Genomic DNA, 12,888 nt, shown 5'->3' on the forward strand with positions numbered 1-12,888 from the left:
AAAAATGAAAGACCTGCAATGTCAAAGAAAAGTGACTTAACCAAAAACTTTAAAAAGTTCTTGCTATCCTTTTCTTCACCAAAATATCTCATTCTCAGTCCAATATTTATCACACCACCAAATCCAATTAAGTTGTTAAAGGAATTTACAGTGATAGATCTTTTTATTATGTATTCTTTATCTCTATCTAATTTTAAAAAATTATTCAAGAGAATATCATAAAAAATCATTGGTAAAAAGGCAACAAATCCCAATACTGCCATTGCAAAAATTTTTATTATAGAAATTTCATAAAAAATATTTGAAACCTCTTCAAAAGAAATTTCCTTTCTCAGTTTTGTAAATTCAAGAATTACTAAAAGAATTACACCAAATAAAAATATTGGCTTAATTCCCTTAGCAAACTTTTTTAATTTGTCCATTACTTCACCTCTTTTTTCAAAAAATTAAGGACTACTTTGTTGTACTCGTCAGGGTTTGTCCTAGCAACTTTATGTCCGTGATTTTTAACTATATATAATTTAGATTTTTTTATTTTTTTCGCAATCTTGTAAAAATTTTTAAGGTATATTAGATCTCTTTCACCGGCAATAATTAAAACTGGAAAATCAAATTTTTTGTAGTCGCTATCTATAATTTTTATTTTATCAAAAATTAGTTTATAGACGGAAAAATAATTTCTAAGACCTGTAAAAATTTTGGATAAAATCTTTAAATTGTAATAAAAAATGTAACTTAAAATTCTTGGAATAAATTTCACCTGCGAAAAATCTTTATTGGGAGAATTTAAAACAAGTCTTTTAACTCTTTTTGGATAATTTTTCGCAAAGGTAAGGGCTAGATTTGCTCCATCAGAAAAACCCAAGATATTCGCACATTGAATTTTCAAATCATCTAATAAGTCTAACACATCCCTTGACAAGTCTTCTAAGTTTAAATTATAGCCCTTGTCGCTTTTGCCATGACCTCTAGTGTCCATGGCAATGACTTTATAATCCCTTTTAAACTCATTAATTTGCTTGTCAAAAAAACTAGAATCATTTCCATTTCCATGGAGAAGTAAAAGTGGTTCACCACTTCCCACAATTTTTGCAAAAATCTTTGCTCCATCGCGCATTATAAAAAACTTATTCAAATTCCTCACCTCCATTTATTTTAACACCTTTAAAGTATTTTATTCCCTTTTACACAAAAAAGATTATGCGAAAGATCTTTAATAAAGAGTTAAATATAAAATCATGAAATCAAGTTAGATATTACCAGTGATTTTCACCCAGTAATCTGTAATATCTTTAAAAGTTTTGCTATTATTTCTTCTGACAAAATCCATATCATATTTTACTATAGCAGAAAATCCAATTAAATCCCTTTAATTAGTATCATCTAAAATATTGTGATTAAAAAAGTTAGATATATCGTAAAAAAAAGAGCAAACTTTATAAGTCCGCTCTTTAAGTGTTTTTTAATTTTACTCAAATAATTTTTTAATTTGTAAGCAAAAATTATTCTTCAATAGCAATTTTTGATGCTCCATCAATTTTAATATTTAAGTCATAATATTTTGTAAGTGCTTTAATCATATAAACTGGATCCATTGCGCCAGCTGTTTCATAGTTTGAGTGCATTGCAAGTTGTGGAAGTCCAATGTCAACTGCGTGAAGTGAAACTTGTGTGTTAGATAAGTTTCCAAGAGTTGATCCGCCTTGCATATTGCTTCTATTTGCAAAGTGTTGAACTGGTACATCTACTAAAGCACAAATCTTTTTAAATACTGCTTGTGAAAAAGCATCTGATGTGTATTTTTGATTTGCAGCTTCTTTTATGACAATTCCCTTGTTTATGAAAGTTCTATTTTCATCATCAGTTAATTCTTTGTGATTTGGATGAACTGCGTGAGCATTGTCTGCACTTACTAAGAAAGATTTTGCCACAGCCTTGTGGTATTCTTCTTCGTCAAATCCAAGAGATGCGTTAAGTCTTTTTAATGTATCGTGAAGTAATGTACTCATTGCACCTTGTTTTGTATTTGAGCCAACTTCTTCGTTGTCAAAGCAACAATATACATTTACAGCCTTATCATTTGATCCTTGAATAAATGCTTTAAGTGAAGTGAAGGCACATTCTAAATCGTCAAGTTTAGGTGAAGATACAAATTCATCCTTGTATCCCCAAATTTTTCCTTCCTGCCTATTTACTAAAAATAAATCCTTAGAAATAATTTGATCAACATTTACTCCAAGTTCATCTGCAATCATTTTATCATAATCGCCCTTTTTCATTGCTCCTGTTGTAAATAATGGAAGCAAATCTACTTGTCTATTATAATTATAGCCCTTATTTACATCTCTATTCATGTGAATTGCTACATTTGGAATAATTAAAATATCTTTGTCGATGTATAAAAGTTTAGATACAATCTCATCTTTTTCTTCAACTAATACTCTTCCTGCTATTGTAAGAGGTTTGTCAAACCAAACGGAGTCAATTGGTCCACCATATACTTCGACATTTAATTTTATATAATCTTCTGGACCTTCAAGCTCTGGAATACTCTTTACTTTAAATGTTGGAGAATCAGAGTGAGAAGCTACTAGTTGGTAGTGATAATCTGAAAGGTCCTTACCTACTTTAAAAGCAATTACACTTGAACCATTTCTAGTTGTGTAATAATTTTTGCCCTTTTCAATGTTCCAGCTTTCGCCTTCCCTTAGTTCAATAAAGTTTTCTGCATCAAGATAAGATTTCACAGTATCAATTGTGTGGAACATACTTGCGCTTTTTCTAATAAATTCTAACAATTCCTTTGAAGTTTCTAAATAATTCATTCTTCCTCCTTTAAGAAATTAGCTAAGTTTTCTGTCTTCATTTGCTCTAATCTTTGGTAAAATTACTCCAAGTGCAACAAGTACAAGTGGTGTTATTACATTAAGTGCCATTTGCATTGGGTCATCTGAAATCATACCCAATATACAACAAGCTAATGTCACTATAAAGCACCAGAATCCGAAGAATAATGCAATGCCTTGGTTACGAGTAAAGAAGAAATCTCTTTTTACATCTTTTCTATTTTTTCTCAAGTAAATATATGCCAAAAATACCCATAGGTAACGAAGTGGCATTGTAATTGAATTAAGCTTTGTAAGTTGTCTCAATACAGTTGCAGCACCTGGTACAAGAATTTGTGCAAGAATAATAGAACCTGCAAGAACTATAATAAGTTTAATACCATTGATGTAAGCTCCGTATTTATTCTTCTTAAGAAGCTTTCTTGGTATATATTTGTTTGTTCTGTCATCGTCAAGTAGCATTCTTAGTGGTGCATCAATACTTACAACAAGTGTAGAGAATTGACCGATCATGTTACATAATGCGTAAATAATCATAATGGCATTGCCAACGCCATAATATTCTCCTAATTTTTGGAAAGCCCAATAAGCACCATTTGCTGCATAAGAGTCAAAAGTTGCTGGATCAGAATTAATTATAGCAGGGTCAAACATCATACCCATTGCAATAGTACCAAATATAGCTGAAATAACTACCATTACTGCCGCAAAAATCATTGACTTAGGAAATTCAGTTGAAGAATTTCCATCCATATGATTTACATAAGGACTCATTTTTTCAATTCCACCAACGGCAAATACAAGTATTGATAAACTTGTAAAATACTTCATATCAAATGTTGGAATTAAATTGTCAAGTGACCAGTCCATAGCTTGATAACCACCATTAGGATTAATTTTTGGTGCAGCGAACATCATTAAAATATAAAGAATTCCCATTACAAACATACTAGAACCAGCAATAGTTGCCAAGTTTTTAAGTGGATTAAGTCCCTTGCTGGCTACCCAACAAAATATTAAAAATACTGCTAGAGTTGCAAGTTGAACATACACAGTAGGTAATGAATCATAAACTTCTGCATTTTGGAAGAACATCCAACTCATTGCCTTTAGTCCACCAGAACCCTTAGAAGCAATGTATGTGATATGACATGCCCAATAAGTCCAACCTGCATAATAAGCTAACTTATCGCTTGAAGTTGCTCTAATCCATGAAGTAACTCCACCACCCTCGTCCTTGAAGGCTGAACCAAGTTCCCCTACCATTAGGGCATTAGGTATAAAGTAAAGTGCGAACATTAGGACCCATGAAAATATTACTTGAATTCCGTTAAAGAATACGAAACCGTTAACAACATTTCCAAAGCCCCATAAAGTGGAGAATGCCATAAATGACAGCATATACCACTTGATTTTCTTTTGTGAATCTTGCATTTTTTGTCTCCTCTCATATTATAATTGCATGATTAAGTTAATTATATCCAAAAAGAAATATGTAGTCTAGTATATTTAAAGAATATTGAAAACATTTTTACATTTAAATAAACTTCAATATCTGTTTAAATCAATTCTTGTATGAAGTTTAGGATGTAGTTAAATACATAACTATTTCAATTTATTGTGTGAAGTAAATGCTTTTATTTTAAAATTATTTTTAATAATTTTTAATTAAAAAATACAATTTTATTTTTAACTTGTTTTTAATTAAGATAAAATAATTATAAGTTTCCTTCTATGTATGTGCATATATAAAACAAAAATAAAATCCCCGAGAACTCGAGGATTTTGTAATTATTATGTTTAAAATTATTCTAAAATTTCTTCTGCAACTTCTTTTAATAGTGCAATTTTTTTCCATTGATCTTCTTCTGTCAATGTATTTCCTTCTTCTGTTGATGAAAAGCCACATTGTGGTGAAATACATATATTTTCTAGTGGTATATATTGTGATGCTTCTTTTATTCTTTCCTTTAATTTTTCTTTGTCTTCAAGTTCTGGTCTTTTGCTTGTTACTATGCCAAGGACTACCTTCTTGCCTTCTGGAATTTTAGAAAGTGCTTTAAAATCGCCACTTCTTTCGTCATCGTATTCAAGGTAGAAGGCAGATACATTTTCTCTTGCAAGTACATAATCAGCTACTGCATCGTAGCCTCCCTTAAAGTGATAGGATGATTTGTAATTTCCCTTGCAAATATGAGTTGTAATATTTAATCCCTCTGGTGCATTTTCTATTGCTCTATTGTTTATTTCTAGATAAATTTTCTTTAAGTCCTCAATATTCTTGCCGTCAGATTCGTAAATTTTTGTGGCGTCTTCGTCTACTAATGCACCCCATGTACAATCGTCAATTTGTAAATTTCTGCAACCCAATTCATAAATTTCGTGGAAAAATTCTCCGTAAGCTCTAGCCACATCTTCTACAAATTTATTTTCATCTTCGTAAACTTCTCCGCTGCCTATTTGCTTATAAACAGTTCTTAGAAGTTGTGCAGGGGCTGGAATTGTTTGTTTTGCTAAAGTATTTTCATCTTCAAAGCCTTTTATGAATTTATAATGCTCTAAGAAAGGGTGATTTTTTCCGCCAATTTTTCCTACTATTTTTACTCCTTCTGGTCTTAATGTTTCGCCATGGAAGTGAATTAGCTCATCTTCTTTTAAAATATATTTTTCAATTCCTTCTAGTCCCCAAAAGAAATCGTAGTGCCACCAGCTTCTCCTAAATTCTCCATCAGATATAATTTTTAATCCAGCTTCTTTTTCTTTTCTAACTAGTTTTTCAATTTCTCTGTCTTCAACTTCTTTAAGTTCTTGGGAATTTATTTCTCCCTTTTTAAATTTTTCTCTTGCTATTTTTAGTTCAACTGGTCTTAAAAAAGATCCTACTACATCGTACTTACTTGGTGCTAAAATTTTTGTCATTTTCTTTCTCCTTTTCAATCCATCTTGAGAATGTATAAAAAAAGTCCTTACTGTTTTAAAAAAACAATAAGGACGAAATTTTCCGCGTTACCACCTATTTTGCATAAATGCCACTCTCAAGTACCAACATACTCTATCTCTATAACGGGAGCTCCCGTAAAAGTCTAATATCGACTAATCCCATCAGAGGCCATGTTCATCTTTCTTTTCCTTTGCCCCTTTCACCAAACGGGGTTCTCTGTAAAATTCTAAGTAAGATTACTCTTCTCTTCAAATGGTTTATTTTTTATTTTTAACTATGTTAGCATCTTTAATTTTTTCTGTCAAGATTTAATTTAATTTTTTTAAAATTTCTTCAACTCTTTCACGAAGATTGTATAAATTTTCTCTTATCTCTTTTATTTCTCTATTCACTCGAAGGTCTGTAAATATATTGTCAAAAATTATATCTACAAAAAAGTCGTAGTATGTATCGCTTATTTCCTCGTCTAAATTTAATCTTAAATCGCCAAGTTCCTTTTTTGCAATTTCTAATTTTTCTCGAATAATTTCTAAACCTTTATTGATGTCCTTTATTTTTGATCTTTTTACAAATCCCACTATGCCGGAATCTGCAAAAATGTCAAACATACTCCACCTGCTTGCACTTTCTGTGTTTTTTATAACTTCATCAATTTCATTTCTTAAATCCAAAAGTGCATCCCTAGCTTCATTTATTTCTTTAAAATCCGACATAATTCCTCCTATTTTGGATCTTCTATTTCATTTGTTTCTTTAGAAATAACTGCTCTATCTCCAGGATTTAAAACAGTGTCGCCCCTTGGCACAATTATATCTCCACTTGGAGTTTGCACCATAATTATAAGCTCATGCTTATCTATGTGAAGGTCTTTTACTCTTTTTCCTGCCCATTTGTGCGTTTCAGAAATTTTTATTTCTAATAGATCCTGACCTGTTGAATCAAAGTAAGCTTCGCCACCTAACACAACTACATCTCCCTCTCTGAGATAGGTGTTGCCCCTTGGTACAATGCTCTTTTTATCTCTTTCGATTTTTGCAATAATTATATTAAAAGCTATTTCTATCTCTGATATTTTTTTATTTACCCATGGAGAATTTTTTGCAACATAGGTTTTTATAAATTCAAGATCTGTTTTATCTGAATAATAGTTAAATGTCCTTAAAACTGAGTCGTCGGGATCATACATGTCCAGCTTCTTAGTTGCAAAGGGCAGCGCTGTTCCCTGTATTAAAAGTGAAAATATACAAATCACAAAAACTATGTGGAAAATGTCAATGGAAATATTTAATCCAGAGTTCACAACCATTATAGCAAAGGCAATGGCTGCTGCTCCTCTAAGTCCTGCAATGGAAATTAATGTCAACTGATTTTTCTTCATTTTGAAGGGTGCCATTAGTCCAAAAACTGAAAGTGGTCTTGCTACAAGCAACATAAATATTGTAATTATAAATCCAATTGGAATTGCCTTTATTATTAAATGTATGTCAGATAAAAGTCCCAATAAAAAGAACATGGCAATTTGAAATATTGTTGAAAGCCCATCGTAGAAAAAAACTACATCTCTTTTTCTTCTAAATTCGTGGTTTCCAATGTAAATTCCAAGGATGTATAGTGCTAAATATCCATTGCCACCAACAAGTGATGTTAGAGAATAAGTCCCCAACATCATCGTTGCTATAAAAACTGAGAATAGACCTTCTTCGTCAAGGGATAATATTTTTATAATCTTTATAAAAATAAATCCAAGTAAAAATCCACCAAGAACTCCAAGGACAACTTGTTGCAAAATAATTATTGGAACTGAAACACTATAACCAGATAAAATTGACAAAAACACCATTGTCATTGTGTATGCAGTAGGGTCGTTAGAGCCACTTTCAATTTCGAGAAGTGATGCCGTGGAATATTTTAAGTTTAAATTCTTTGAAACTAAAATATTTGATACAGAAGCGTAATCTGTTGAAGCAACAACTGAACCAAGTAGCATTGATTCCAAAAAATTAATTTTTAAAATGTAGTGGCAAAAAAGTCCAGTTAATATTGCAGTTGCAAAAACTCCCAAGGTAGCAAGACTTATAGCCTCTTTAGCAGTAGGACGACCCATTGTCCAATTTGTTCCAAAACCACCGTAAAAAATTATTATCATAAGTGAAATAGTGGCAATATTTTCTGCAACTTTATAATTGTTAAAATCATATCCCAGTGCTGAAAATAAAACTCCAAGTGCCAAGAATAAAAGCAGTGCGGGAAGACCTGACCTATTTGAAATTTTTGTGGCGATTATCGCCAATAATAGTACCAATGTTATAAGTAATAGATTCATAATTCTCCTCTTTTTTAAAAAAGGAACTGCCTATGACAGTTCCATATATTTTAATTATAACATATTTAGCTAATTAAAGTTGAAAAATAATCCACTTTAGATTTTATTTGCAGATTTAAATATAAAAAACAAAATTCCCGTCAAAGCATAAAATCCTATTAAAATAAAAAACAATGCTCTATTTTTATTGATACCTGCCATTAAAAGAGTTAACAATACTATCACGATTGCGAGAATAATTTGTACCATTCTTAAGCTCTCGTTTATCGCTCCTGCACTTGTCTTTATATATTGATTTGCTAAAACTGAAATCATTATAAGTGTTACTAAAAAAATTAGAATCTTTTCTAGAATTTTTAAAATTTTATCTTTTTTCATTTTCACTCACATAAGCTTTAATGCCTTCTTTTAAAATTTTCATGCTTTTTTTAAGAGCATCTGTATTTAATATAAAAGCAAGTCTTATCATTTGCTTTCCGTCTTCTTTGTTTTTAAAAAATCCCTTTGCTGGTGCAAATACGAGAGTTTCTCCGTCAATATCAAAATTTTCAATCATCCAAATTGCAAATTTTTCTGTGTCGTCAACGGGAAGTTTTGGCATTACATAAAAAGCTCCCTTTGGTTTTTTTACTTTTACTCCTGGAATACTAATTAATTCTTCGTAAATTACATCGCGCCTTTTTTGATATTCTTTATTTACTTCTTCAAAATAACTTTTGTCAATTTCATATAACTTTGCAGCAGCCATTTGTTCAATAGTTGAAGCAGCAAGCCTGCAGTTGCAAAGTTTATTTATTCCATCGTTAAAAGCTTTGTTTTTTGATGCAATTGAACCAATTCTTGCACCACAAGCGCCAAATCTTTTTGAAATTGAATCGATTAAAATTAAGTTTTCTTCTATTCCTTCCACTTCTCCAAAGGATTTATAAGTATTGCCATCGTAGACAAACTCTCTATACACTTCATCTGCTATAATGAATAAATCATATTTTTTTGCAAGATTAACTATTCTAGTAATTTCTTCTTCAGAATAAAGCGCTCCTGTTGGATTAGTTGGGTTTGAAAGTAAAATTGCCACAGTCTTGTCTGTAATATGCTTTTCAATTTCCTCTTCTTCAGGAAGCGCAAAACCCTTGTCTGGATCAGTTTTAAAAGCATCTAACTCAACGCCAAGTTGCTCAAAAACTGTCATATAGTTTGTGTAGAAGGGGTCAGTTGTAAGAACGCTAGCTCCCTCATCAGCAATAACTTGAAAGGTAAATAAAATAGCTTCACTTGCTCCATTTGTAATGTAAATATCGTCTGCATCAAAATTTATATTTCTATTTTTATAATAATTTGCAGTTGCCTCTCTTAATTCACGAAGTCCTTGTGCATGAGCATAGGGAAGTGGTCCCTTTCTAAATTGGTGGAATGTATCATAATAAATATCTGGCACGTCAATATCCGGTGCACCAATGTTAAGTTCATAAAGTTTTTTACCCTCTTTTTTAGCCTTGTCAACATAGGGTGTAAGCTTTCTTATTGCAGAATACTCTACCTCTTCAATTCTCTTTGATAATTTCATCTTTTCTCCCTTCATTGCCATCTAAGGTCCGGTCCAAAAAATCTAATTGGCACAAATTTTTGAAAAACTCGCGAAAAAACTCTATCAGTATAAGTTTCTGAAAGTTCTTTAGGCGATAAATTTGTAGAAATTAAAGTTTTTCTTCCTCGCAAAAGTCTTGTATTAATAATGTTAAAAATCTCTGAAGTTGTAAAGGAATTTACAAGTTCAATCCCAAGGTCATCTACGATTAAAAGATCGGACTCAAAGTACAAATTGTACCTATCATCATCTATATTCTTAAACTTTCTATTTTCAATTGTATTTAAAATTTCATAGGCTGTCTGATAAATGACTATTGCGTCTTTATTTATAAGTTCAGAAGCTATGCAATTGAGTAAAAAGGTCTTGCCCTGACCTGTTGGCCCCCATAAAAGTAAATTTACATCATTTTTTTCATCAAAATTATTTATAAAACTTTTTGAAATGGCAAGGATATTTTTCATATTTTCTCTTGGCGACATGTTAAATTCTTCATAAACTTTTTCAGAAAAAACATTCAAATCAAATTTATCGAAATTTTCTTTGTCAAGCATATAGGAAATTGAGCTCATGTCGTATAGTTCAGATACAATTAATTTCTTTAAGCAGTGGCATTTCTCATTGTCTTCGTTGATTCCTGTATCATGACAATCCTTGCAAGTGTATATCTCTTCTAGGTAATCTCTAGGATAACCCATTTTTTCTAAAAACTCCATCTTTTTAAGTTTTAATTTATAAATTTTTTCTGACTGCTCTATGGATTTATCTTGATTTGGATTTTTTATCTGTTCAATGGAAGCCCTTAGAGCAATATCTCTAATAAGTCCGTCGATTTCTCTCACTTCTGGAATTTTTTTGTAAATTTCTTCCACTCTTTTTTCATGAGTTTCAATATTTTTCTTTCTCAAGTTTTCGTAATAATTACTTATCTTTGCCGTGAGTTCCATAATCAACACCTAATTTTTTAAAACCTTCACGCTGTTTTCGCATTGCAACATCAACTAATTCATCTTCTGAATATTTATCTGTAATTTGCTTAAAATTATGAAAAGCAGTTGGTTTTCTCTTTTTCTTCTTTTGGTCCTTTTCTTCAATCTCTTCAACTGAATTAATGTTAAGTTCCTTCCATTTTCTCAAAATAGCGTCAACATAATTTACATTTGGCTTAGAAATTTTTGAAGTTCTATTGCAAGCGGCGAGGATTAAATCCTTTGAAAAATTAAATTCATCAAACCAAGAATTAATAATATTAAAATCAGCTTGAGAAAATTTTTTGTCCACTCCAATATACCTCATGACCTTTTTATATCTATAATATTTTACATCGTGTTCAATGTAAGATTTTTCAACATCTTCCATGGTCCTAATATTCTCACGGGACCAATTTCTTACAACTTTTTCAGCATAGGAAACACTGTAAATTCCCTTAATTTCCGTTGTATAAAAAAATGCCTCTTCGATTAAATCAGCTGGCATATTGTATGATGTAATCCAATTAATAATATCAATTTTTTTCATTGGAGCAATAGGTTCTCTCATCAAAAATTCTACTCGAGTAAGTAAATTTGCATAAACGGGATTCTCTACGATTTCCGAGTAACCCTTGTCCTTCTTTTTTTCTTCTTTCAAATTGTAAACATTTTTAATATAAAGTTCCTTTAAATTAACAAACTTTATCTTTTCATTTTCTATTTCAACTATGCCCATCTTCTGCCAATATTGCCAAGCTCTATTGACATCAGATTCCAGTATGCCAAGGTAATCGGCGAGTTTTTCATTAGTCAAGTCTTCTCTATTTTCCTTTGCAAATTTGTATCCGAGGATATAAACTTTAACAAATTCACCATTGGCACCTGGCATAAAATCATTTATAAAAATATTTTCTATGGAAGTTTCTCCAAGGTCATATTTATTTTTTTCAAGTAAAAACATATCTCACCAATCTCTTTCAAGGTCTAGTTCCATTTTTATGGCGTAATAAAAAGTTCTATTAAAAATAATTTTAAAGGATTTGCTGTTATTTTTAAAATCCAAATTATTTTCCTCATATTTTCCATTAGTAAAGCGCATAAGGAACTCATACTTTTTTGTAAATCCAAGGCTATTGTAAACTTTTTTTGCTCTTTTGTTGTAATCTGCTACAAATAAAATTATCTTTTTAAAATTTCTACTCTTTAGATAATCTAAAAATATTTTTAGGATTTTTTTGCCAATGCCCTTATTTACATAATTTGGGTCAAGCACTATTCCAAGTTCTCCTCTTTTTAAAAAAATATTAATATTTTTTAAAGACAAGTAGCCAATTACTTTTTCTTCTAAAAGAATTACATAATACTCTGAAAAAGGTCTCTTAGTCTTCCAATTAAACCAAGCAATAATATTTTCTTCTCCATCTTCAATAAAATTGTATTCTAAAAACAAAATTGAATTATGTTTTCCCCAATTTCTAAAAGTAAAAACATCCTCTACTTCCATTTTTCTAAAACTAAGAGCTGAAAAATTTTCCATAAGAGCCTCCGTACAAGTTATTATATACTATTTTATAATCTCTATAAAGATTTATCGCTTATTAAATATTAATTTTGTAATTTACATAATCTTTTACAGTGTTTAAATATATTTTATTTTTTTCAATTTATGTTAAAATAAAGTAAGGTTAGTAAAAAAAAATTATACAATTCGTAACAGGGAGAATCTTTATGAAAAAAAATGAAAATTTAGATGAAATAGATATCGAAATTTTAGAGCTTTTAAGAAAAAATGGAAGAATGAGTCATGAAGATATTTCAAAACAGTTAAATCTTACAAGACCTGCAATCCACAGAAGAATATACAAAATGGAAGATGCTGGTTTTATTAAGGGATATAAAGTCTTAGTTGATTGGCAAAAAATTGGCTACAATGTAGACACTTATGTCCTTGCAAAAGTTAATACAAATAACTTTCAAAATTTAATTTCTAAAATAATGGAAATAAAAGATGAAAAATTTAAAATTTTTGAATGTTATAGAGTTACAGGCGAACATTGCATTATGTTAAGAATAAAAACTGTAAATACTTCCGACCTCACAAGGTTTTATGATATGATTTTAAAGATAGATGGAATACTTGATACAAAAACTCTATTAATTCTCTATTCAGAAAAGGGAAGCAACGAAATTTTCACAAGAATTGATAAAAAATAATAAAG

At 30.4% G+C, this 12,888-nt stretch carries 12 protein-coding genes, 1 pseudogene and 1 other annotated feature; of the genes and pseudogenes, 1 reads left to right on the forward strand and 12 read right to left on the reverse strand.

Annotated elements, in window-relative coordinates; translation table 11 throughout:
* The 12 genes and pseudogenes from MR285_RS00625 to MR285_RS00680 all read right to left on the reverse strand — a co-directional run.
* Positions 1-422: pseudogene (locus MR285_RS00625) on the reverse strand (lysylphosphatidylglycerol synthetase family protein); the annotation flags it as partial.
* On the reverse strand, positions 422-1,144 hold the full coding sequence (locus MR285_RS00630; protein WP_293557229.1) for an alpha/beta hydrolase: 723 nt from the start codon (positions 1,142-1,144) through the stop codon (positions 422-424). The gene MR285_RS00630 and the pseudogene MR285_RS00625, both read right to left, overlap by 1 nt.
* 358 nt (positions 1,145-1,502) lie before the next feature.
* Positions 1,503-2,825 carry a M18 family aminopeptidase gene (locus MR285_RS00635; protein ID WP_293557187.1) on the reverse strand — a complete coding sequence of 441 codons (1,323 nt, stop codon included), beginning with the start codon at positions 2,823-2,825 and terminating at the stop codon, positions 1,503-1,505.
* Between the two features lie 18 nt (positions 2,826-2,843).
* Positions 2,844-4,280: an amino acid permease gene (locus MR285_RS00640; RefSeq protein ID WP_293557188.1), complete on the reverse strand. Its 1,437-nt coding sequence runs from the start codon at positions 4,278-4,280 to the stop codon at positions 2,844-2,846.
* 372 nt (positions 4,281-4,652) lie between these two features.
* A complete protein-coding gene (locus MR285_RS00645; protein WP_293557189.1) occupies positions 4,653-5,765 on the reverse strand; it encodes a 5-methyltetrahydropteroyltriglutamate--homocysteine S-methyltransferase in 1,113 nt (370 codons plus the stop codon).
* A gap of 65 nt (positions 5,766-5,830) precedes the next feature.
* Positions 5,831-6,048: a binding site (T-box leader), on the reverse strand.
* A gap of 47 nt (positions 6,049-6,095) precedes the next feature.
* The gene (locus MR285_RS00650) at positions 6,096-6,500 is read right to left on the reverse strand and encodes a hypothetical protein (RefSeq protein ID WP_293557190.1); all 405 of its coding nucleotides are present in this window, start codon (positions 6,498-6,500) and stop codon (positions 6,096-6,098) included.
* A gap of 8 nt (positions 6,501-6,508) precedes the next feature.
* Positions 6,509-8,110 carry a potassium/proton antiporter gene (locus MR285_RS00655; RefSeq protein ID WP_293557191.1) on the reverse strand — a complete coding sequence of 534 codons (1,602 nt, stop codon included), beginning with the start codon at positions 8,108-8,110 and terminating at the stop codon, positions 6,509-6,511.
* Positions 8,111-8,206: 96 nt separating this feature from the next.
* Entirely contained in the window at positions 8,207-8,488 is a 282-nt protein-coding gene (locus tag MR285_RS00660; RefSeq protein WP_293557192.1) for a hypothetical protein, read from the reverse strand.
* Positions 8,475-9,677, reverse strand: coding sequence for a pyridoxal phosphate-dependent aminotransferase (locus MR285_RS00665; RefSeq protein WP_293557193.1), 1,203 nt, complete (start codon positions 9,675-9,677; stop codon positions 8,475-8,477). Before MR285_RS00665 ends, MR285_RS00660 begins: the two co-directional genes overlap by 14 nt.
* A gap of 11 nt (positions 9,678-9,688) precedes the next feature.
* Positions 9,689-10,645, reverse strand: a complete 957-nt coding sequence (locus MR285_RS00670) for an ATP-binding protein (protein WP_293557194.1) — start codon at positions 10,643-10,645, stop codon at positions 9,689-9,691.
* Positions 10,620-11,630, reverse strand: coding sequence for a DnaD domain protein (locus MR285_RS00675; protein ID WP_293557195.1), 1,011 nt, complete (start codon positions 11,628-11,630; stop codon positions 10,620-10,622). Before MR285_RS00675 ends, MR285_RS00670 begins: the two co-directional genes overlap by 26 nt.
* Positions 11,631-11,633: 3 nt before the next feature.
* Positions 11,634-12,206, reverse strand: a complete 573-nt coding sequence (locus MR285_RS00680) for a GNAT family N-acetyltransferase (RefSeq protein ID WP_293557196.1) — start codon at positions 12,204-12,206, stop codon at positions 11,634-11,636.
* A 191-nt stretch (positions 12,207-12,397) separates the two neighbouring features.
* Here MR285_RS00680 and MR285_RS00685 point away from each other — a divergent pair, with 191 nt between their 5' ends.
* Positions 12,398-12,883, forward strand: a complete 486-nt coding sequence (locus MR285_RS00685) for an Lrp/AsnC family transcriptional regulator (RefSeq protein ID WP_293557197.1) — start codon at positions 12,398-12,400, stop codon at positions 12,881-12,883.
* Positions 12,884-12,888 lie beyond the last annotated feature (5 nt).

It is taken from the genome of Peptoniphilus sp., assembly GCF_022767005.1.
Classification (GTDB): Bacteria; Bacillota; Clostridia; order Tissierellales; family Peptoniphilaceae; genus Peptoniphilus_A.